At 62.6% G+C, this 22318-nt stretch carries 20 protein-coding genes; 6 read left to right on the plus strand and 14 right to left on the minus strand.

All coding sequences use genetic code 11. From position 1 onward, the window contains the following. Positions 1-204: 204 nt before the first annotated feature. On the minus strand, positions 205-798 hold the full coding sequence (locus tag D7S89_RS15660; RefSeq protein WP_245982952.1) for a TetR/AcrR family transcriptional regulator: 594 nt from the start codon (positions 796-798) through the stop codon (positions 205-207). A gap of 118 nt (positions 799-916) precedes the next feature. Between D7S89_RS15660 and D7S89_RS15665 the strand changes: the two genes are divergently transcribed. Next, positions 917-1342, plus strand: coding sequence for a tautomerase family protein (locus D7S89_RS15665; protein ID WP_121278636.1), 426 nt, complete (start codon positions 917-919; stop codon positions 1340-1342). Positions 1343-1391: 49 nt separating this feature from the next. On the opposite strand, the gene D7S89_RS15670 is transcribed toward D7S89_RS15665, so the two are convergent. The 4 genes from D7S89_RS15670 to D7S89_RS15685 all read right to left on the minus strand — a co-directional run bounded on the left by D7S89_RS15670 (position 1392) and on the right by D7S89_RS15685 (position 5001). Continuing rightward, a complete protein-coding gene (locus tag D7S89_RS15670) occupies positions 1392-2606 on the minus strand; it encodes a DUF3734 domain-containing protein (RefSeq protein ID WP_121278637.1) in 1215 nt (404 codons plus the stop codon). After that, complete coding sequence (locus tag D7S89_RS15675; protein ID WP_121278638.1) at positions 2603-3388, minus strand: 3-hydroxybutyrate dehydrogenase; 786 nt, start codon at positions 3386-3388, stop codon at positions 2603-2605. Before D7S89_RS15675 ends, D7S89_RS15670 begins: the two co-directional genes overlap by 4 nt. 42 nt (positions 3389-3430) lie before the next feature. Next, on the minus strand, positions 3431-4171 hold the full coding sequence (locus D7S89_RS15680; RefSeq protein ID WP_121278639.1) for an acetoacetate decarboxylase: 741 nt from the start codon (positions 4169-4171) through the stop codon (positions 3431-3433). 110 nt (positions 4172-4281) lie between these two features. Next, complete coding sequence (locus D7S89_RS15685) at positions 4282-5001, minus strand: NADPH-dependent F420 reductase (RefSeq protein ID WP_121278640.1); 720 nt, start codon at positions 4999-5001, stop codon at positions 4282-4284. A 99-nt stretch (positions 5002-5100) separates the two neighbouring features. On the opposite strand from D7S89_RS15685, the gene D7S89_RS15690 reads away from it, so the two are divergent. After that, positions 5101-6072 (plus strand): LysR family transcriptional regulator, encoded by a 972-nt coding sequence (locus D7S89_RS15690; RefSeq protein WP_121278641.1) that lies wholly within the window; start codon positions 5101-5103, stop codon positions 6070-6072. Between the two features lie 346 nt (positions 6073-6418). After that, complete coding sequence (locus D7S89_RS15695; RefSeq protein WP_121278642.1) at positions 6419-7393, plus strand: cysteine synthase A; 975 nt, start codon at positions 6419-6421, stop codon at positions 7391-7393. A 129-nt stretch (positions 7394-7522) separates the two neighbouring features. Here D7S89_RS15695 and D7S89_RS15700 read toward each other — a convergent pair whose 3' ends face one another. Beyond that, the gene (locus D7S89_RS15700; protein WP_245982954.1) at positions 7523-8467 is read right to left on the minus strand and encodes a glycoside hydrolase family 18 protein; all 945 of its coding nucleotides are present in this window, start codon (positions 8465-8467) and stop codon (positions 7523-7525) included. Between the two features lie 802 nt (positions 8468-9269). On the opposite strand from D7S89_RS15700, the gene D7S89_RS15705 reads away from it, so the two are divergent. The 3 genes from D7S89_RS15705 to D7S89_RS15715 all read left to right on the plus strand — a co-directional run bounded on the left by D7S89_RS15705 (position 9270) and on the right by D7S89_RS15715 (position 10857). Continuing rightward, on the plus strand, positions 9270-9545 hold the full coding sequence (locus tag D7S89_RS15705; protein WP_147426671.1) for a hypothetical protein: 276 nt from the start codon (positions 9270-9272) through the stop codon (positions 9543-9545). A gap of 109 nt (positions 9546-9654) precedes the next feature. Next, positions 9655-10236 (plus strand): PAAR domain-containing protein, encoded by a 582-nt coding sequence (locus tag D7S89_RS15710; RefSeq protein ID WP_121278645.1) that lies wholly within the window; start codon positions 9655-9657, stop codon positions 10234-10236. 3 nt (positions 10237-10239) lie between these two features. Beyond that, the gene (locus D7S89_RS15715) at positions 10240-10857 is read left to right on the plus strand and encodes a type VI secretion system amidase effector protein Tae4 (RefSeq protein ID WP_121278646.1); all 618 of its coding nucleotides are present in this window, start codon (positions 10240-10242) and stop codon (positions 10855-10857) included. A 443-nt stretch (positions 10858-11300) separates the two neighbouring features. On the opposite strand, the gene D7S89_RS15725 is transcribed toward D7S89_RS15715, so the two are convergent. From D7S89_RS15725 to D7S89_RS15760, 8 genes are read right to left on the minus strand one after another with little or no spacing between them, the layout of a single operon-like run. Next, the gene (locus D7S89_RS15725; RefSeq protein ID WP_121278647.1) at positions 11301-12734 is read right to left on the minus strand and encodes a C80 family cysteine peptidase; all 1434 of its coding nucleotides are present in this window, start codon (positions 12732-12734) and stop codon (positions 11301-11303) included. 60 nt (positions 12735-12794) lie between these two features. Then, positions 12795-13541, minus strand: coding sequence for a hypothetical protein (locus tag D7S89_RS15730; protein WP_121278648.1), 747 nt, complete (start codon positions 13539-13541; stop codon positions 12795-12797). 24 nt (positions 13542-13565) lie between these two features. After that, positions 13566-15821, minus strand: a complete 2256-nt coding sequence (locus D7S89_RS15735; RefSeq protein ID WP_121278649.1) for an ATP-binding protein — start codon at positions 15819-15821, stop codon at positions 13566-13568. Next, complete coding sequence (locus tag D7S89_RS15740; RefSeq protein WP_121278650.1) at positions 15808-16323, minus strand: aspartyl/asparaginyl beta-hydroxylase domain-containing protein; 516 nt, start codon at positions 16321-16323, stop codon at positions 15808-15810. Before D7S89_RS15740 ends, D7S89_RS15735 begins: the two co-directional genes overlap by 14 nt. Before the next feature lie 22 nt (positions 16324-16345). After that, positions 16346-17134: a hypothetical protein gene (locus tag D7S89_RS15745; protein ID WP_121278651.1), complete on the minus strand. Its 789-nt coding sequence runs from the start codon at positions 17132-17134 to the stop codon at positions 16346-16348. A gap of 21 nt (positions 17135-17155) precedes the next feature. Next, positions 17156-17833 carry a hypothetical protein gene (locus D7S89_RS15750; protein WP_121278998.1) on the minus strand — a complete coding sequence of 226 codons (678 nt, stop codon included), beginning with the start codon at positions 17831-17833 and terminating at the stop codon, positions 17156-17158. A 16-nt stretch (positions 17834-17849) separates the two neighbouring features. Further along, on the minus strand, positions 17850-21464 hold the full coding sequence (locus tag D7S89_RS27880; protein WP_245982956.1) for a hypothetical protein: 3615 nt from the start codon (positions 21462-21464) through the stop codon (positions 17850-17852). A 14-nt stretch (positions 21465-21478) separates the two neighbouring features. Then, positions 21479-22309, minus strand: coding sequence for a hypothetical protein (locus D7S89_RS15760; protein WP_121278652.1), 831 nt, complete (start codon positions 22307-22309; stop codon positions 21479-21481). Positions 22310-22318: the final 9 nt, after the last annotated feature.

A 22318-nucleotide genomic window follows, 5' to 3' on the forward strand; every position in this document is an offset into this window, starting at 1 on the left:
GCGTGGCTGAAATCGCTTGTTGCTATCGCGGCAGCGACTGCGTCTTCGTGAACGGGAGATCGTCGAACAGGTTGAATCGCGCTAATCGATTCTTCGTATTTTTCAAAGTATAGACAGGGTTCGCGAACTGGCAAGGTTGATGCTGGCGAGGGCGGGGAACCCTTATTTAACGCGAAAATGGCTCGCCCAAAGACGGCTAATGGCCTAACGCGTGCGCTGAGACGCGGTCATCGCCAGCGCCTCCGTGACGACCGCTTGCGCGATCCGCTCGGACAATGCCGGGTCCGGCACCGCGCGCGCGAGCGTAACGCCGCCCGACAAAAGCGCCAGTAGCGCGATTGCCTTCGCCTCCCGTTCCTTGCTCGAGCCCTCGGCCAGCCCCGCCGACGTTTCCTCGATCAGGCGGCGCAATTGCGCCTCGTAGGCACCGCGGGTTTCAGGGTCGGCGCGCTCCATTTCGGGGGAGAAAGCCGGCAACGCGCAGCTTTCGCCGACATCGCACGTGCGCTTCTGCCCAAGATAGAACTCGACGAACGTCTTCAACCAGCGCGGCCCATTCGCGTCCTTCAGCTGGAAGATAGCGAGCCGCAGTTGTTCGAGCCCGGCCAGCATGACGGTGCGAAACGCTTCACGCTTTGATTTGAAGTGGCCATAGAACGCGCCATTGGTGACCCCCGCGGCCTTGGTCAGGCCGTCGATGCCCGAGCCGCCATAACCTTCTCGGCGAAAAACCTGTGCGGCGGCATCGAGGATGCGCTTGCGGGTTTCGGTCTTGTGTTCGGCTGAGTAACGCATCATCAAACCCGATTTGAGAGCGATCGCTCTTTTTCTTGCTTAGAGAGTGATCGGTGTGTATAAATAGAGAGCACTCAGTATTTATACACCAGTTGTCTTCGCTTACCTCCAAGGAGCTGCCATGCCCATTACGCTGACCGTACCTGAAGGACTGCTTTCCACCGAGGCCGAAGCCCGGACGTTTGCTGAATTGAGCGATGCGCTGTTGAGCGTCGCTCAATTGAAGGGCAATGCGTTCATGACGCCCAACGTGGTCGGCACACTGAACGTTCTACCTAAAACAAGAGTGTTCGCCGGCGGTCGGCCTGCGGCGGCGGCCTTTATCGAACTCACCCTACCGCAGATCGCCCTGGCGAGCCGCGACTCCAAACAGGCGTTCATCGAAGCTGCCACCAGCGCGGTCGAGCGCGCGGCTGGCGGCCGCCTGAAACGCGAACATATCTGGACCAACATCGTCTATGCGGCCGACGGCTCATGGGGGATAGGCGGACGGGCGTTCAATAGCGAGAACCTCGTGGACGCCATTCAGCAGGCCGCTGCGCAGTAAGCGCAAGGGGGCTGAGGGCGGCGGTCTTCGATTGGACCGCCGCCTCACGTCACTTCTTGCGATGGATATCGTGCGTCACGAAGCCGGCTTCGTTATTGGGCAGGGCCAGGCCGTCCTTGACGGCGAGCGTCCTTCGAATGTCGGCAAGGCCGACGGACCAGTGCTCGCGCATCGTCGACAAGCCGAACTGATAATCCTTGTAGTAGTGCTCGTACGCCTTCTGTTTGTAGATCAGATGCTGGATGTTGTAGCGCTTGTCGCTCGACAACGCCTCGGCCTCGAGGCACCAAGGGTTGGTCTTGCGTTGCGCCTCCGGCACCTGCTCGAGCACGTTGCGCAGCAAGTTGCGGTATCGCTGTTCACGATGCAGCGTGTTCGTGACGAAGCGCGTGCGGCTCGAGTATTGAACGTCCTTCGTGCGCTCCGTGACATCGGCCATCGTACGCGGCAGCGGCCCGCATGCGCTCCAGAGGTCGACCTGAAAGGCGAGCGTATCGCGGCTCGGCTGCGCGCGCAGCACTTCCATGAGCGGTGTGTTCGACACGACGCCGCCGTCCCAGTAATACTCGCCGTCGATCTCGACGGGCGGAAACGCGGGCGGCAACGCGCCCGACGCGATGAAGTGTTCCGGCGTGAGGTGAATACACGTGTTGTCGAAGTAGACGAAGTTGCCGGTAGCGACATTGACCGCGCCGACCGACACACGCGTCTCGCCCTCGTTGATGCGATCGAAATCGCACAGCTCGAGCAGCGTCTTGCGTAACGCAGACGTGTCGTACCAGCTGACTTTCTCCGGATGATCCGACACACCATGCAGCGGCGGCGGGAAGCGCGGCGCGAAGAATCCGTGCTGGCCCTGCATCACCGCGCTTGCGGCCTGCGACGCGGTAAAGAATGTCCGGACCTGGTCGGTGCTGTTGAACAGCGCAAACTCGAGCGCGGCGGGCAGCCCGGGGAAGAGGGCAGGCCGACAGATCCGCTCCCAGAACTCGCGCAGGCGTTCGACGCGACGCTCTGGCGGGTTGCCCGCGATCAGCGCGGTGTTGAGCGCGCCGATCGAGATGCCGGCGATCCAGCTCAAAGGGATCTGCGCCTCGTGCAGGCCCTCGAATACGCCGGCTTGATAAGCGCCGAGTGCGCCTCCGCCTTGCAAGACCAGTGCGATCGTTTCATAGCCGAGTTGGCGCGCGGCGTGCGTGCCAGACTCGTGACGCAGATCCGCCGCATCGACGGCTTGTTTTTCGGTGCGCACGCGCGGCTTCATTTCATGACCCACCCGTGGCTGACGACGAACGATTGCCCCGTCAGCGCCGCGCTCGGAAATGCCGACAGGAACAGCACGGTCTGCGCGACATCCTGCACATCCGTGAATGTGCCGTCCACGGTGTTGCCGAGCAGCACATGCTTGACGACATCTTCCTCGCTGATCCCGAGTGCCTTCGCTTGCTCAGGAATTTGCTTGTCGACGAGCGGCGTTCGCACGAAGCCGGGGCAGACGACGTGCGAGCGGACGTTATGCGCCGCGCCTTCCTTCGCCAGCACGCGCGCGAGGCCCAGCAGGCCGTGCTTCGCCGTCACGTACGCCGACTTCAACGCCGACGCTTCGTGCGAATGCACCGATCCCATGTAGATCACCACGCCGCCGCGATCGTCCTTGTACATATGCTTGAGCGCCGCCTTCGTCGTCAGGAACGCGCCGTCGACGTGAATCGCCTGCATCTTTTTCCAGTCGCCGAACGAGTAGTTTTCGATCGGGTTGACGATCTGAATGCCCGCGTTCGACACGAGGATGTCGACCGAGCCGAACGTCTCGGCGGCCTCATCGACGCCCCGGTTGACGGCAGCTTCGTCGGTGACGTCCATCGCGATGCCGATCGCCTTGCCGCCCGCTTGGCCGATCTGCTCTGCCACGGCGTTCGCGCCGCTCTGATTGAGATCCGCGATGGCCACCGCCGCGCCCGCCTGCGCCAGCACCAGTGCGATTTCCTTGCCAATGCCGCTCGCGGCGCCCGTGACAACAGCCGTCTTGCCTTTCAGATTGCTCATCATCGAATTTCCGGAGGAAGAAGAGGGGGCACACAGCGACGATCACTGAGCCAAATAGTCGAAGACGACCTCGCCGAGCCCCAGCGTCAAGTCCGCGATCAGGTGCCGCGCCTCGACAATCTCGAGCACGGGCAGATCGGCGACCGGAGCAAGCGCGTGCGGCAACAGTTCGAGCGATGCCGGGCCGCTCCACGCGCCCTTCATCACGATGTCGCGCAGGTAGTAGCGCACGAGTTCGCAGATGCGCGGCGAGCCGTCGACGTGGGGAATGATTTTCAGCAGAAAGTTCGGGCCGGCCAGTCGCTTCGACTGCTCGACGATATCGAGTTCGCGGTGCTTGTAGCCCATCGTTCCCGTCGCGACACGCACCGAGCCGTAGTCGAGCGTACCGAGCAAGTGATCGGTGCTGACCTCCAGCGTCGGTGAGGCGAGCTTCTTCGGGAAGCCCCACAGCTCACGGCCACCTGCGATCGGCGGATGATCGTCGAGGTACATGGCGAGCGTATAGCCACCCGGCTGGCCGTCGTACTCGACGGGGATCACTTGACCGCTTTCCGTGTAATCGCCGAAGCCGGTCGAATCACGCATCCGGATGAACTCGTAGTGAACGAGGGGTTCCGTAATCTTCAACGGCTCGGGCACGATCGCGCGCAGACGGTCGGGATCCGTGCGGTAGGTGATGATCATGAATTCACGGTCGACGAACCGATAGGGGCCGATTGGAAACGCCGGGCTCGTCAAGGGCATGGCGAATGCCTTCGCGCGAACATCGCTTTGCTTCATGTGTGCGTCCTTGTGGTTTGATCGTCAATCGCGTCATCGGAAGACGCGTTATCGCGCACCGGTATCCGTCGGGCGCGCCGCAGATTCCGTTATAGGCGAAGCGCCGCTCGTTACACGCCGCGAATCGGCCCGCTCGCTGGCTCCCCGCGCAACACCGAGATCCCGATCCGAGGCCCCCACGCCCGCGCGTACGCGAGTTGAACCAGCAACATGACAGCTGGCTCGACATAACGCGCAAAGGCTAGCGGCCCGGCATCGACGGGTTGAGCGCCTATTTCGCTGATCAGTTTGGACACGACCACTCGTGCGTTGTCGTCGTCGCTACAGACGAACACATCTGTTCGTTTTTCGCCAATCAGCATGCTGGGCGAGTGCAACATTTGCGCGAAGGGGGGAATCGCCTTGACCACCGTCGCCCATGGGGCGAGCTTCGCGATTTCTTCACCGCCTGACGTGGTCGTGCCGATGGCGAGACCGCTGAGATCAGGTTTCAGTGCGTTCGTGCAATCCCACAGGATTCGCTTAGGGGCCTCGCTTCCGACTTGTGCAAGGGCTTCGGGCACCGCGCCCCAAGGAACGGCGAGCATCACCACGTCGGCAAACTCGACCGTCTCGGCGACCGCGCCGACGCGCGCCCGCAGGTCGGCCGCGATCATGGCGAGCTTTTCCTGTTCGCGGCTAAAGCTCAGCATCACTGAATGGCCCTTCGCCATCAGGCGTTTCGCAATGCCCGTGCCGACTTTCCCGGCTCCTATGATCCCGATCCTCACTGATCTGCTCTCCTTAGCAAGTGTGTACCGTCGCGAGACCTTGCGATCGCCATCGCGCATCCCGTGGCCGTGGCTCGAACGAGGTTGCCCATTCTCAGCAAGGATGCGTTTTGGGTCTATAATCCTCAGTAGAAAAACAGTTGTGAGTATCGGTATCAAATGAAATCGGACGGTAACGGCTCGATCGATTTGCTCAAGGCCCTACGAACCTTCGCAGCGACTGTCGAGTCGACGAATTTTTCGACGGCTGGCCGCGAGTTGGGCATCACGCCCGGTGCCGTGAGCAAGCAGATCGGCATGCTCGAAGCGTTTCTCGACTGCCGTCTATTTCAGCGCACGACACGGCGCCTGTCCGTCACCGATGAAGGGCGACGCCTGTATGCGATGGTGCGCGAGCCGACGCAACAAATCGAAGATGCCATCGCGACGTTGTCGTCGGATGAGACACAACTGACGGGTACGGTGAAAGTCTCCTTGCCGATCGCATTCAGCCGTGTGGCACTGCTGCCGGTGTTGCGCGGGTTCCGCGAGCGCTACCCGCATATCACGCTCGATCTTCGCTTCGAAAATCGCTCCGTCGACCTGATTACGGAAGGGTATGACTGCGCGATCGGGCAACTGCACGATACCGATTCGGGCCTCGTTGCGCGTACGCTGCTGCCGCTGACGCTCGTGCTATGTGCGGCCCCCGATTACCTGGCCCAGCACGGCGAACCGAAGTCGATCGAGGATCTCGAGCAACACGAGCTCATCGTGTTCCGTTCGCCCCGCACGGGCAGGGTGGCAACCTGGAAGCTGCGGACACGAAGCAAGGAAATCGTGTTCGAGCCGAGCTCTCGTCTCATCGTCACCGATACTGAAGCCCTGACGACCCTCGCGGCATCCGGATGCGGTATCGCACTGCTCGGCAGTCACCATGCAGCAACGTTGATCAATGAAGGCAAATTGAAGTGCGTGCTGCCGCAATACGTCGCGCAACGTAGTCCGATTTGCATCTATTACGCGGCGAGAAAGCACTTGCCGCCACGCGTGGCGGCTTTTGTCGAGTATGTGGTCGAGGAGGTGCGCAGGAGTGAGCTTGTCGCGGCGTCGGCGGAGTTGCTTCGGCATAGGTCCCGTGCGACGTCGTGATGGTCTGATGGCAAGGCACCGCAGTCCTTGAACGGGCAGTGGCCGAAATTTATCCCCAGTTTGTGTTGACAGCCTTGTTGATAACCATGGGGCGACCGGCGTAAGTCATTGTCGGAATGGCGATATTTGGCGCCTGTCGCGCAATGAGCACGGTCGTGCATGATGCACGCCTGGAAGCCGGATCTGAGCGGTCGGCCCCCGATTCTCAATCGTTGACCGATGCAAGTGCGAAGCCGCGAAGTCGACAAGTCCGGCCTACCATATCGAGTGCAAGTCCGCGAGTGCAAGTGCGGGCATTCGAGCGTTACCAGCATGTAGCTGGCGATGGGAGGGCGAGGAGGCGACCATGAACGTGAAAGAAGGGTTCGTCGATTGCGTGGGCCGTACGCCGCTGATCCGGCTGGCGAGGCTCAGCGCGGAAACGGGCTGCGAGATCCTGGGCAAGGCGGAATTCATGAATCCGGGCGGCTCGGTCAAGGATCGCGCGGCGCTCTACATCATCCGGGATGCCGAACGGCGCGGCACGCTGAAGGCGGGCGGCACGGTCGTCGAGGGGACGGCCGGCAACACGGGTATTGGTCTTGCGCACATCTGCGCGGCACGCGGCTATCGCTGCGTGATCGTGATTCCGGAAACGCAATCGCCGGAAAAGATGGCGATCCTGCGCACGCTCGGCGCAGAGGTACGGCCAGTGCCGGCCGTACCGTACCGCGATCCGAACAACTATCAGAAGATTGCGGGACGGCTCGCGGACGAACTCGACAACGCGATCTGGGCCAATCAATTCGACAACCTCGTGAACCGCGTGGCGCACTACGAGACGACCGGGCCTGAAATATGGCGCGATACGGCCGGCACGGTCGACGCGTTCGTCTGCGCGACCGGGACGGGCGGCACCCTGGCCGGTGTGAGCCGCTTCCTGAAGGAGCAGAATCCGCGGATCCGCATCGTGCTTGCCGACCCGCACGGCAGCGGTCTCTACAACTACGTGAAAACGGGCGAAATCAAGGCCGAAGGCAGCTCGATCACCGAAGGCATCGGCTCGACGCGCATCACGGCCAATCTGGAGGGTTCGCCGATCGATGACGCAGTGCGCATCGACGACCCCCAATGCGTGACGATGGTCTACCGGCTTTTGCGCGAGGAGGGCTTGTACGTCGGCGGCTCGACCGGGATCAACGTTGCGGCGGCGGTTTGGCTGGCTCGCCAGATGGGGCCCGGGCACACGATCGTGACGTTGTTGTGCGATCGCGGCGATATCTATCGCGCGCGGCTTTTTAATCGCGAATGGCTGCGTGAAAAGGGACTGGAACCGGCATGACGGGGAGAGGTTCGTGGTGTCGATGGGTGCGGCTGGCGGCTTCTGACCCTCCGCCGGCCGCTCCAGACCAGAGGGAAATCATTCGGGTCTGGAGCGGCCAATCTCACCGTGATGCGTCAAGCTTTCACGTCAATGACGGCGTGCCAGTGTCCCGTTGCTCGATGGGAGGTCATTGGCGAACTGGGTCGTATAGCCAAGCGTGCCAACGCCACCGATCGAGTTGCACGTCGACGATGCGGCGCCGGGCGGGCAATCGGTGTCGCGGTCCAACGACCAGAAGTGGACGCCCGCGAGCCCGTTCTGTTTCACAAACGCGGAAATGGTATCCACATCCGCGGGTGTGAAGGTTTCGTCGCTCACATCGTTACCGCCGATCATCGGAGTCAGTTCAATCTGGTTGTACGGCACGCCCCAGTGATCGTGCAGGTTCATGGCCGCCTGGATCGCCGATTGCCCCATCTGGCAGGTGCCGTTTGCGACCACGCAGTTGCCCGGCCCTGCCGAACCGTAGTCCATCGTCATCAGGTCGATGGTGTAGTTTTTCAGGCCGTACGTCTGGATGGCCTGCATGACCCAGTCGCCATAAATGTTGAAGCTGTCCTGTGCGTTTGCGCCCAAGGAGCTGGCCGTGGTCTGTCCGGGCTGGGACGGCGCAAGCGTTCCCAGGGTAAAGCTGAAACGCAGATTGGGATAATTCTGCTCGGCCACCACCACGCGTTGCACCAGATCGTTGACCACCTGCTGCGACTGTCCGGCCTCGATATCGAAGTCGATCCCGACGAGGTTATTCGATGCGTAACGATTGATGAAAGTCGCCATGCCTGCATCGCTGCCGCATGTAAACGAACCTGCCTCGCCGCCGGTGGAAATCACGTAATTGACATTGGCCGCGGTGAACAGTGACACATTCGCGGAAGCCAAGGAATCGCCGTCGACGCCCGCCCAGTTCTCGCTGCCGCATTCGCCGGTCGCGAAAGCGATCGTCAGGGTACGCACATTGGTTGGCAGCACCGACGTCACGGGGCTCATCTGGCCGGTGACGGTCGACGAGATGATGTTCGTGTTCCAGTCCAACGACGTCCCCATATCCTTGTACGGGCTGTAAATGAATGCTGGGGCCGTACCGGTACTTGCACTCATTACTCTCGTGGAAGAAGTCTTCAAAGCTGAAGGTGGCGTGGTCGTGGCGGCCCCTGCGTCGAAGGGGGACCACGCCAACAAGACGGCAGACACGACGCCCAAGGCAGATCTCAGCACGATTCCAGATCGTTCTTTCTTCATTTCCTTGTCCTCTTTGCAGTGATGGGTTTATTGCCGATAGTTGCGTATCCAATCGATCGTTACTGCGTTACTGCATAGGGAAGCAGTAACAGATTCTTGCCGAGCCTCTCGGCACGTATTTTATAAATCAGCAATTTTTCGAAAAAATTCCTTCACCGCAAAAGGGAGGGCGTACAGCGCCAGGGCGGCGCGTCGCCAACCACATGATGCGTGCCCGCTTCGAAGAGGCTGGGGTGCACTATCCGCACGAGGGTGTGCTGCGCTTTGACCGGCTGGCATCGGTCCGCGCTCTGATGCTGCTGTTGGCGGCTGACTGTCGAATAGATGGCCGAATCAATAGACGGGCCGTCCATTGACCTGTGAATGCAGTATATTCGGGCCTCGCGTTCAAAAGATGAACGCAGCTGAAGGACAAGAAAGATATGCGCCGTGTATCAACGGTCGCGAAAAACCTGAGAGATGAACATAGAACACAAGAACTTATCTGCTGAAGCCCTTGCACGTCCTCGCAGAGCGTGAGCGCGTTGCGGCGTTGCCTGTCCTAGCCCGCGACGCAATCGCGACCCTCGGCTCTCGGACAAAACGCGGCGGTACGGTGCAGACCGCCACATCGGCCATCTGTTTCGACGAACTCCGTACAGCTTGCGTCGGCGGCGAAGTGCATTACCCGGACGGGTCAGTCGCACACATCATGTCCGGAGCAGGCTTCGCGGCAATCGACAGCGGCAGGCCTGTTGCGATAACCATCAGCAACGGTGACGTGATCGCGGAGAGCTTGCAATCCAGAATGGGAATCGTGATCCGTGATGGTTTGCCACCGATTCCAGGCTTCCGTGATCTGGAATACGTCCCGCCGCAGCGTCGGCAGTAAGCGGGCGCAGCATTGCGCCGCGTCTCAACGGACTTCCGAAAAGAATGCATGGCGCATGTGGGCCGAGGGGTTGCGATGCGCTGCACGACAATCCAAGGAGATATAACGCATGTTGCGTCGGATTGCTGTCGTGGGCGACAGCTTAGAACACGGTGGACAGATTTTGCCCTACGTCGGTCCAGTCGTCGCGATGGGTAACGCGGGACATCAGGTTGCTCTCATCGGTGGGCAGGCTTATTGCGAGGCTTGCAAGCGCACTGGCTTGATTGCGAAGACAGGCGGTCCGCGCCGTCTTCGTTTCATGGGCGAGACGGCGGCGGACGGTGACGTTGTGCTGTGCAGCTGTTCAACCCCGCCGCGAATCGTGGCAACCCTCGCGGGCGAATCGTGGTGTGACGACATGGCCGATACGATGGGTGTCGTCTCGCCCACCGAGGCAGCCGGTAATAGCGTCGCGACAGCCGGTGGAGGCATCGCGTCTGCGGTAACAGGCACGTTTGATGAGCAGGTCCGCGCTACTGAAAGCGGTGCGTCAGAAGGATACCCGTACTTCGTCGAGGCAAGCGACGGTCAGGTGTTCTCGGGACGGCTGGACGAACACGGCCACTTGCCGCGCGTGTACACCTACAGCGCGGATGATTACACCGTCTATTGGGGCGATGAAGCCCTTGCAAAGCAGGATGGGATTTGACCGATGCCGAACAAAAGAACAGTCGTGAGAACGAACTCGACGCCGAACTCGATCAAAGAAGTACCGTTGAAAGCCCTGACGTTTCAAGAGTTGTGGGATGCGTACCCATCGGGCAACCCATACGATAATTCCGCGTACACGGATCAGTGCGCGATCCGTATGAGCGTGACATTCCACCGGGCCGGAATCGAGATGAAGTCGTTCTCACAAAAGCTGGTTAAGCCACTGTCGAGTCAACCGACCATAGGTCGTATCTTGCTTGATGGCAAAGCGACTGCTACGCGGGCCGACGAATTGGGTGAGTGGTTGCAACTGCGCCCGATTGCAGGTCTTCCACCGGCAGAAGACATTACAGGACCGGATTGGGAATCGAAAGTCAAGGGCCGTACCGGTATCATTCAGTTTTCACGGTACTGGACCCGAGAAGGTGAAAGTGCCGCCAATGCAAGCGGAGGCCACATCGACCTATGGAATGGCAAGCGGCTGACGATCAGTAGTGCGCCCGATTCAGTCGCGACGATCAGCCGCGTTTTGGGCTTCCAGTCGTTTGCGCCTGGAACCAGCTTCGGTTGGTCCGATCTCCGCAATTCCAAACAGATTCTCTTCTGGGAGGTTCGATGATCCGGCGCGTCGCATGGTCGTTGGGCTTCGGGGTGATTGGGTGCGTCAGTCTTATCGCCTGGGCGGCCATTGACACGCACTTGTGCGGCGTCTTTGCGAAGCTGTGTACGCCGCGAACTGGCGAATGTGGCGGTGGGCTGGATGCTTGTCCAGCCACCGCGCATACTGTGGCAGATCTGGTCATTTATTTGCTGCTACCGCCCATCGTATTCTGCGTCCTTGGATATGCCATCAGCAAGGGCCGACCAAAGGCGTCTACCGTTGCCCGATATATCCTAATCGCAGTGAGTTTGCATTGGTTCCTTGCGTTTCTTGGCGTACGACTTTTTCATGTGTAGCCGCTCGACGATGACGGCGATCATTTACGGCTACTGGCCGCAAGAAGACGACGCTAGCGCGAACTTGACGGGCTCCAGGAAGGGGTAAAGCGCAAGCGCCATCCCTCATTTGTCGAGCCCGCTTTTCATGATCGCCTCCATGATCGGCCCACGCTTGCTCGTGTTGCTTTGCTTGATCTGCGCCATCGCCTCCTTGCCGAGCTCATTGGAAATGAGGTCTTGCTGTTTTTCGCCGATCTTCCCGATCTCCTCAGCCGTATGTACCGCGCCGGCAACCTTCCACACCGTGGACGCTGTCTTCAGCGCGATCTTCGCGGCAGGGTGGGGAATGGCTGCGGCCGCGCCGTCGAGAGCGGCGCCCACGCCCGCGCCAACGGAAAGGCTCGTGATCGCCGTGTCCTTCATCTGCTCGCCCAGGCCGGCAACGGTGTCCTGCAATTCCTTTGCTTTATCGTCCGAAACCGTCATGATCGCGGCCGTGCCTTTGGCCGCTTTCGTCAAGCCTTCGAGCGAAAATGACGCGTTGTTGATGGCATCGGTGGCCGCCGCCTTGGCGAGCTTTCCCTTGTCGAGCTCACCCACGTCGCCGGTCGCCGAGAATTCGGCCAGTGTCGTTGCCGTGTCTAACCCTTTCTGGATGGATTGCATACCGGGAACTTGGCCCTGGGCGACGTGCTGGATCGCTTCGCCTCGCCCGGTGAAGCTGCCGGCCGCCACAGCCAGCGGATCGAACGCGTCCGTCTTCGCCTTCACCTTCTGGCGCATTTCCTCGGCTCGACGGTCTCCATAAGATGGTGCCGTAACGGGACGCGGCAGCGGCAGGGTGGTGGGCGGGGGCGTCTGCTGCTGGCGATGCTTGTTGAGTTCATATCCCATGGCGGCGGCGGCCGCGGCGCCCTTGATCGCCGCCCGAAACATGAGCCCGCCTTCGCGTACGGGAACCGTTCGCCCTTCGGCGCTCACGTCGACGTTGCCCGCATAGCTGGTCACGGCCCGCGCACCGCCTTGGCTGCCGCCCAGCGCCGACGTGAATCGCCCTGCGAGGCTGGGCCGGCTGTCGCAGCTCACCAGCGCGCATTCGACGCCGCGCACATCCGGACCGAGCTGCTTCTCGATGGCACGCTGGTTGGCTGCCAACTGTGAAGCCGTCGCGCCGCCGAGCGTCGGTTCGCCGTTTGCGGTATCGCCGTGGCCGACGTATTGAACCGTCGCCGTGACGGCGCCCGGCTTGAGGGCACCGAGCGCCACTTGCAACCGGCCATGCCCATCCGATTTCGCGAGGGCCGCATTGTCGGGATACTTCCCGTACAAATGTCGGGCCGCCCTTGCAGTCGTCTCGTCGTCTCCGTACTGCACGATCGCACGCGCCGCGTGGTGATCCTGTTCTGGCTTGAGTGCGCTTGCCGCGTAGCGGTATTGGCCCATCGCGACGAGCCCCTGCGCGCGGTCGGCGCTAGGCGAGGCTTGCTCGGACTGGGAGTGGGCGGCAGGTGCCGGTGCATGTTTCGCAGCGGGTGCCGCATGCTTCGCTTTCGACATGACTGCGTTCCTCCTTTGCGCGCTCGACGATTCGATCGTCGTTCCGGCCAGAACCCTCGTTCATGGATGGTAGGGCTCGACGATCGACAATGGAATGGGCGTCAGGAACGACACCTCGGCATCGCGCAACGGGCCATGATTCAACGCGACGATAGTCGATGCTTCCAGCATCGGCGCGTCAAGCAGCAGCGAGGGCTTGAGATTGCTGGTTCTCCCGTTCGGCAACGGGACGAGTTGGCGGTTCTGGATCTCGAACTCGTAGAATCGCGCGCTGATCTTGTACAACGGCGCGCCGCTGCTTTGGCCACCCGCTTCGGTATTGATCGCCGTGGAAACCCATACAGTCGATTTGTCCTTCGTGTATTTGATGTACGTCGACAAGTCCGCGAGCTTCGGATTGGGCCACTCGCCGACTTTATCGGAGACATGCCTAGGTAAGCCGCTCGTGTCCTTGCTGCCGAGGAAGACGTTCGCCAGTTGCTGCGCCCCGGATACGCCTATCGGCGTCCACGCCGTGAACCCCTCAGGGAAGCCCGTTTGCATCTGTTCATAGGTGCGGGTATCGGCCCGGTACAACGTGTAATCGCGCGCCTGCGGCGGTTCGCTTGCAGCGGATGGCTCGCGCGCGCTCGGCATCCCGCTACTCGGTGTGTGGCGCGGTGGTACGCCCCCTGCGTAGCGGTACTTGCCCATCTCGACGAGGCCGGGCCCGCTCGCGGCGGTCGGCGTCGTTTGCACGGGCGGCGCCTGCGATGTGCTCGCCGGCTGCTTGACGGGCGCGGGACGCTGAGTCTCTTTTTTAAACATGCCGATTTCCCTGTCGCACGGGGTTCAAGCCTCGTCGTCCCAACTGAAATCGGCCGCGCTGAACACCTTGCCGAGCTTCAGATACTCGCGCTCGACGGCTTGCAGCACGTGGCGCCAGGACACCGGCTGCGCCTCGGCCGCCGCGAGGAACGCAGCACCGATCGCGACGTTGTTGATGTTGCCGCCCGCGAGCGGCGCCTTCTCCGCGAGCAACTCGAAGTCGAGATCGCCGGCGAGCGGCGTCGCGGCGGGAAACGCGTTGCGCCAGAGCTGCAGGCGCTGTTTCCGGTTCGGGAACGGGTATTCGATCATGAACTTGAAGCGTCGCAGGAACGCCTTGTCCATGTTCTGCAACAGGTTCGTCGACAGAACGACGATCCCCGGATAGGTTTCGATCCGTTGCAGCAGAAAGCCCGTTTGCAGGTTCGCGTAGCGGTCATGCGCGTCCTTGGTGTCCGTGCGCTTGGAAAAGAGGCTCTCCGCCTCGTCGAAAAACAGCACGACGTTCATCGCCTCGGCCTGATCGAACAGTTGCGCAAGCTGCTTCTCGGTGTCGCCGATGTACTTGCTGACGATGCTCGCGAGATCGACGCGGTAGAGGCTCAAGTTCAATTCGTTCGCGATGATCGAGGCGGCCATCGTTTTGCCGGTGCCCGAGGGACCGTGAAATAGCACGCAAAGGTTGCGGCTCGTTTGATGGCGGCTGTCGAACCCCCATGTTTCGACGACTTGATGCCGGTTTTGCGCGTATTGCAGCACTTCGAGCAGCGCTTGGCGGGTCGTGGCCGGCAGCACGATGTCGCTGAACCGGTACGGGGTCTTCACTTCCTGCGCGACGCTCAACTGTTCCTTGAGGCTTTGCTCGCGACACGCGTCGAACAGGCGCTCGTCCGCGCTCTGCTCGTCGGGATTGACCAAGCCGCGGCTCGCGGCCTCCTTCACCGCCATCAGGATCTGCTCCTCGGTGAAGAGGTATTGGTTCACGAGTGACGTGAGCGTCGCCTCGACGGGGCTGAAGCCGAACGCTGGCAAATGCCGTTCCCAGATGCGGCGTCGCAATGCCGTGTCGGGCGCCGCGCTCTTGATGAGCACGGGAATCGCGCGGTGGCCGCGGTATCGATGGGCGAGATCGGCCAGCCGGCGCGCCGGGCCATTCACCACGACGAAGTAACGCTGGCTATCGAGCAGCGTATGGCATACGTCGTCGAGCAGATCGTCGGCGCTGTCCTGTGCGCTGAGCCATGGGCAGTCGATCAGCACGAGCACTCGATTGCAGAGCAGGGCGTCGCGGCACAGGCGCGTGAGGCCTGCGATCAGCGTCGCGCGGTTGCGCTGACCGTCCGCCCAGGCCTGCCTGATCGCCTTGGCCGGGAGCCGCACGCAACGCATGCCGATGGTCCCGAAGAGGGCGGCGGCCAGGCTTTCCTGCAAGCCTGGATCAGGCCCTTGCAGGTGCAGCAGATAGCTCGTCGGTTCGGCTTCGTTTCCGGCCACCCGCACGATGAAATGCGAAAGCTGCTGTTTCACCGTGTCTTGAACGAGATGTTCGTCGAGCTCGAGCGCGGCGTCGACTTCCTCGAGCGGTTGTTCGAGATGCAATTGCGGCGCGGCGCGCGCGAGCAGATACGCGGCGATGGCCGGTTGGAGCCGGTAGCCGCCGTCAGCGGACACGACCCGGCTGCCGGGTGCGAGTTCGATGAGATCCCAATGGCGCAAGGCGGCGTCGCTCATCAACCGCTGCCGGACGTCGGCGCGCGTCGCCGGCGCGTCGCCAAGGAGCAACGCCGCGCTGGCGAGCGGGATGAAGGTGTCACCGGTGGCCATGCCCGCGTGGCTCCCGCTATCGGCCGGCATCCGGGCGATCGCCTCATAGCGTGGGTCGAGCTCCGGCAGCAGCGCACAGAGCAACAGCGCTTCCTCGAGCGCGTCGAGCTGGAAGAGGAGCGTCAAATGCACCCACGGCAAGAACACTTGCGCGCGCACGCTCGCGTTGCTGCGCGCCGCGTGGCGCTCCCATTGGTGCAGCAACGTCTCGTCGAGGCGCTCTACCTGCCGCTGCCGGAGCGCGGGAGCACGCGTCGAGCGGTCAGGCTCACGATGGAGCGTTGCGAGCCGGTCCGCCGAATCGGTCAAAACGTCTACCGACGCGAACGGGGCACAAGACTGCGCGGCAGGGGACCGCAGCAGCAAGGCGCGCTCGATCAGGGTGTCGCCGATCTCGCGCAGCGCTTGGAGCAGGTCCTCATTGTCGCGATAGGGCGAGGCGTCAACGGTGTCCATCGGCATCGGCGGTCAACCCTCGCGGTTTGGTGAAATCGACGAGCAGCACGATGCGCTCGGCGGTGCTGCGGTTCCACGCTTCGTGCTCGACCGTATCGTCGAAGATCAGGCAGTGGCCGGGCGTCCAGCGACGGACCTCGCCGCCGACGCGCAAGCCGCAGTCGCCGTGCGACCGCAACGTCAGATGGAGCCGCAGCACGTCGTGGCTATAGCCGACGTGCGGCCGAATCTCGGTGCCTGGTGCTAGCCGCGAGAAACCCGCGGTGCGCAACCCGGGAATCTCCTTGACGAGCGCCGCCGTGTGCGGGCAGAAGAGGCAATTTCCGAGGAGTGGCTTCTCCATCACATAGAGGCCGTACACGTCCCAGCCCTGGTTATACAGGCGCGTCTCCGGCCAGGCAGCGAATTCGCTCGAGGGCAACGCCGCGCACTCGGCGAGTACGGTCGGCCAATGGGCGGTGAGGCGCTCGGTAAACGCGAATGTCGATGGCGCGAAGAACATGGCTCCTCCCGTTGGCTTGCAGTCACCAGAAGAGCCGCCAAGCCTGGTTCAGCCAGACGGCATGCCCTTGCAGCGTGATCCGATATTCGCCGTGCGCGACCGGAAGACCTCGCGCCTGGTGGAAGCGGTCGCCGGCGTGCAAGAACAGCGTGCCGGGGCGATAGGCAATGTGGCGCGCGGGGGCGACTTGCAGGCGTTGCTGTTGGCACGCGCTGTCCAGATGCGCGACGTCGTCGCAACGCAAGGACCAGAGCCTCAATCCGGCTCCCGCGCGTGGCAAACCCAACGGCAGCGTGAACGAGAAGGTGGCATGCCCATTGCCGGAAGGACCGGGTGCGAGGCCCAGCGCTCGATGCGCGGTATCCACATGGATCGGATTGCCCGGAAAGCCGGCGCCGTCGCGACGCATGAACCAGACGTCGTGCATCACGTCATGCTCGGGTCGCGCCGCGAAATCGGGGTGTCCACCGAAGATGTGAAAACCGGGCAGCGCGGCGTCGGCCAGAAAGGTCACCGGCGCCCGCAGGCATTCGCCGAGCGCGGTGAGCAACGCTTCATAGACGCAGGCGAAGGCATCGATCAGGAACGGATTGTATTGCCGTGCCAGGCGCTCGTAAGGCCGCGCCGGATTGGCCGTGATGTCGTAGTAATTGGTCGCGCCCAGTGTATGGAACGGCAAGCTCGCGTGTCGCGCCAGCCAGAACGCTTCGAGATCGAGCACGCGTTCGACGAGCGCTTCGCTCTCTCCACAGGTGAAGAGCGGCAATTCGAATTCGAAGTCGTCGGGAGCTGTTTCGCAGGCTGCATTCATCGTCGTCGCGCCTCCCTGACGCTACCAGTACAACAGAAGCCGTTGCCCCGGCAGGCGAATACCGTGGCCTTGCAGCGTGATCCGCTCAAGGTCGCCATCGCAATCGAGCACGGCCTGATGTCGCATCAGGCCGCTATGAACGACGAGCCGGCCGCTGCGGTAGGGAATGAAGTCGGGCCCGGCTGCATCGTCGGTCCAAAGGTTCAAGCCGCTGCCGGACGGCGTGCTCAACGGCAGCGTGAAGCTGAAGAGGTCGTCGTCCGCGGTTGTCCGCCCCGGAAAGACGTCGCGATACTGCAAATCGCGATGGACCTTCGCCACGTTCATCGCGAACGCCGGATGCGGCAAATAAATATGAAAACCGGGGCGCGCGCCAGCATCGGTCAACTCCGCGGGCAGGCTGAAGTGTGCGGAGAGAGCAGCCGCCACGACTTGCAAGAGCGGCGCGAATTGCCAGTCGAGCAGGGCGTTGCTCGAGCGGCGCAGCGCGCAATCGTCATAGATACGGCCTTTCGCCGTCGCCACACAGTCGAGATAGGCGGCGAGCCCGAGCGTGAAGAACGGCGCGAGCGCGTGACGCTGCCGCCAGTGGCGCCGCATCAGCAAGACGCGCAGCACCCAGTCCTCACAGCCCGCCTCATCGAGCAAATCGAACGTCGCGAGTTGTGTCGAACGGGCGGGCAGAGGGAGAGCGTTCATGACGGCGGCCCCGGTTTCAGCGATCGCCTTGCGAGCCATCGCCGACGATCCGCACGAGTGCCCGTGTCAGCAGACGCCGCTGTTGGGTGTCGAGTTGCAGATGCAGAGCCTCCCGCACGTTGTCGATGAACAAATCGATGTTGTTCTTGATGAGGGTGAGGTCGTGGCGGTTCGCGTCGTTTTCATTGATCTGCACCAGCGCGCGCACACCGGCCGCGACGAGGTCGTGTTGCTCCGCCGTGAAGTCGTGCCCCGTCACGCGTCCGAACATGTCGACGAGACTCTCGACGTTCCTCGCGAATTCGGTCGACGTCATGGCCAGCGGCGCGGATTCGGGCGCACAGACGACTTTGGCGAGTTCCTGACGGAACCGTTGCCGGTCCTGCTCGTCTTGGCTCATTCCCGTGGCGTTGCCGAGGACGTCGGTGAGGTCGTCCATGCGCTGCGCGATCGCTTGTCGTGCGCTGTCCTGCATGGTCGCACCGATACGGCCGCTCGCGAGGTCCGCGCGCGACTGCTCGAGTATCGAAGCCATGCCACCGCCCGGCAACGCCACAGGCGCCGGCCCCGCCATGGTGGTGGTCGTGAACGTCGTCGGCGGCGGACCGAGCGGAATCCAGTAGAACTCGATCTTGGGTGAGCCGACGATCACGGTGAACGTCAACGTCCACTTCTCGCTCTTTTTGACAGGCATCGTGAACGAGCCCGGGACGGGCAGTTTGACAGTCGCCCCGCCGCCTTTCTTACCGGGATCAGGCTTGAAATGGAAGGCGGCCCCCGTTGCGTACACGAAGCTCGTCTGGCTGCCGCCGTCGAAGGTCTGCCCCGCCAGCGTGCCGCCGTAGTCATCCGTATAAGTTGGCTGCCCGATTGTCGCCATCACGTAGCCATCGGTCGACGCCACCTGCTCGAAATACGTTCCGTTGTTGGTGAGGTCCTGGTTGCTATAGGCGCGGCGCGTGCCGATCATTTGCACGCTGCCGTCCGCGTTGATTTGCGTGCCCGCTGCCTGCAACGCTTTGCCGACCAGTGTGGCGTCGCTGACGAGATTGCCGCTCGCGTGCATCACGCCCTTTGCATCGAGCGCGTAGGGCGCGCTGCCCGGCCCGACCGTCACGTTCTGATTCGTCACGGTAAGGAGCGTCGTGCCGTCCGACGCACGGGCGTTGAGCAGTTCGTCGACGGTGCCGTCGCTGTCCACCGTGATGCTCTCGGTGGCGAGGAGCGTCTTCAGCTTCAAGTGATCGACGGTCAGCGTCGCATCGGAAAAGTTCACGTCGCCTTCCACCTGTAGGGCGTATTGCGTCTGGATGCTGTCGAGCGGAACGTTGATCGCCACCGTGTTCGGCGCCGTCTCCTGCTCGTTGGTCGTCACGATGAGCGCGGGCGGCACAGGCGTGCCCGGCGGCAGCACGCCGTCGTCGCGGTTGGCCGCGACATAAACCAGCAGCGACGGCGTCACGACGTAAGCCGACGTCGCCGCGGAAAACCGCGCGGTCCCCGGCACCGATCCGCCGTCGGGCAGGATCAGCGTGAGGCGTGTCTGGCTCTGGACCTGCTTCACGAGCATCGTCGGCGGCAGCGGCGAGGTCGCCGGCACGATCAGGCTGTAACCGCCGTCCTTGAAGAGCATGAAGTTCGTGCCGGCACCCGTCACGTTGACGCCGACCGAGCTGATCGTGCCGGGGCCCGACTCCGCGGTGCCATCGCCCTTGACGTACTGGTACGCGGAGTCGGTCACGTCGAGGGCGAACGGCGCGGCCAGCGTGAGGTGCGTGTCGTCCGTCACGGTCTTGACGGCGCTTTGCTGGGGGTACGAGGTCGCGGGATCGAACCGCGCGATCGAGATCTTGCCGCCCACGGCGAGCGTTTTCGTGAAGCTGGTGCCTGTGCCGATGATCTGAACGCCGTTGGAGGTGATGACCCCTTCCCCCGGTTTCTTGTCGCTGCTGCCTGACGACGGCTGGTATTGGTAAGGCGAGTTCCAGACGGGGATCTGCAACTGATCCTGAAGCGTCAGCGACGTGTCGCTCTCGATTTGGGCGATCAAGCCGATTTGCTCGACGAGCATGCCGATCGTGATCGCATCGCCGACGCTCACCTGATCGAGGAACGCCGTCTGATACCCCTCGAGCACGCTTTCCGAGAGCGAGTTGAGCACCCCCTTGCCGATGAACGCCTGACCGCCGCCGACGGAGAGCGCGGCGATCGGATGCGTGTCGCGGATGCCTACGTTGCCATCCGCGTAATACAGGTTGCTCATCGGCGTGCCGACCGTTTCGCGCGTCCAGTAGCTGAGAATCGGCAGTCCTTGCAGCTTCGAGCCGTTGCCTTCGAAGCTCTGCGCCTGAATCTTGCCCTGCGCGACGATCTGTCCGGCCACTGCGATCTCGTCGGCGCGAATCGCGCCATTCACGTCGAGCGCGGCAGACGGCGCGCGATCGGTGAGCGCGATGCCGACACAGCGATCGGGCGTGATCATCAACGCGCTGCGCCCTTGCGTGCCGTCGCCCGAATTCACGGACGCGGGCATGCCGATACCGACGGTGCCGTCGATGCTGACGGCGAAAAGGCTCGTATCCGCGGACGCGCTGAAACGCGCGAGCGTCGAGCGAATATAGGTGTAGCTGATGCCTTGCAATGCCGGATCGAACGCGCGATCCACCGTCACGCGCTGCTTGGCGGCGTCGGCCGCGACGATCGTGCGCCGCTGCGAGGACCCGAACGTCATGACACCGCTCGCCGTGGTGGTGACGGGCGGATCGGAGATCAGCACGTCGCCGGCCTGGAAGAACGGCGTGACCGGTTGCGAGAACGTCACTTCATTGCTTTGGGACGTGATCGCGCCCGTCCCCTTGAACGTGATCGCCTCGATATTCAGATTGGCGAGCGGCTGATCCGTGCCGATTCCCACGTTGTTGCGCGTGGTCACGAGGCCCATGAACTGGCTGCGCGACGCATCGACTTCGAGATAGGTCTCTTGGCTGCCGATTTCCTGCTTCGCTTGCAGGCTCGGGAAGCGCCTGCGGTCGTTCGCATCTAGAAGACTGGCCGACGGGCCGGGCACCCGGTTGCCGTAAATACCGGCGCCTTCGGTCACGAGCGTGAGCGCGCCGAGCGTCGAGCTCACGTAGCGACGCGAGGCGCTGCCACTGCGATAGGTCAGCTGGTCGATCGTCCCCTGGTTGGAGAAGGTGATCGCCGCGAGCACGATGTTCAGGCCCGGCTCGCGCAGATTGCGAACGTAATCGATCAGCGGCTCCTCGACGATGCGTTTGTAGCCCGCCACGCCGGTCTGGTCCGTATAGTCGGAGAAGACCTGGTTGTAGCGGATCGTCAGGAAATAGGTCGCGCCATTCACGATGTCGTCGAGATTCACCACGCGTGGCTCGAGCAGGATGATTTGCCGGCCGAGGCTATCGAGCGCCATGCCCGGGCGGACCTCGACCTGATTGGCATTCGCCGCGGAGTTCCAGTAGACGTCCAACCCTCTCGCGATGCCGTACGTATAGAGGCTCCGGTTGTTCAGACTCTGGATGGCCATGTGGTACTGCTGCTCGCAGATGAAGTCCGCCGTCAGCAGGGCTTCGCCGGAGAAGTAGTGCGGGCGCTCGATCGAGGGCTTGTTCATGAGAGCTCGGCGCGTTAGAACGTGGACGATGCGGGCAAGACCAGCCAGCTCACCTGCGTGGTCGGCGTGGTATCGGTACGCGTCTGCACGGCCGTCAGGCCCAGCGTGAATTGCGCGGTGCCGACCTCGCTGACGTTGACTGCGTAAGGCGTCCTGCCGAGCACCGTCACGTTGACGGTCGGTGGCACGCTGAACGCCTGCGCGCGGTCGGCCCGGTAGGGGACCGTGAGCGAGACGCTGTCGCCGGGCCTCGACAACGCGCTCGTGTCGGCCGTCACGGTGCCCGCCAGCGCGCCGTTCAGGTTCGGGACTGGGGCCGATGCGGCAGCCGGCTGTGTATCGAGCGTGACCGGCAGCCGGCTCGTCACGCCGACGCGTTTATCGGTGAAGCTCTGGATGACGCCGTCGTTGGTGGGGTCGAGCTGGACCTCCGCGAGGAGGATGGCGTTGGGCAGGGAGGGGGAAAGATAGCCGTTTTGCAAAACGGCGGCTTCGTCCACGTAGTCGCTCGTCGTGTTACCGGTGAGCGGATACGCGAGGTAAAGGCCGTACGGATTGCCGAAGTTGCTCGCCGGTCCCATCATGTTGCCGCTCGTGCCGGGAAAGATCAGGAAGTCGCCGTTCTCGTCGAAACCGGCGCCCGACGCGACGATCAACGCATTGCCCTGCAACGTGACGACCAGGCCGCTCAGCACGCCCGGCGTGTAGAGATACCGGTTCTGGTACTTGATCCAATTCGAAAAATAGTTCTGCTCGACGGTCATGTTCTGTGCCGTCAGGAACATGCCGTCGTGATAGTTCAGGCGTACCGCGACATCGGATGGAATCGGCGTGGTGTCGCTCATCGGCTCGTG

Source organism: Trinickia fusca (assembly GCF_003628145.1).
Taxonomy (GTDB): domain Bacteria; phylum Pseudomonadota; class Gammaproteobacteria; order Burkholderiales; family Burkholderiaceae; genus Trinickia; species Trinickia fusca.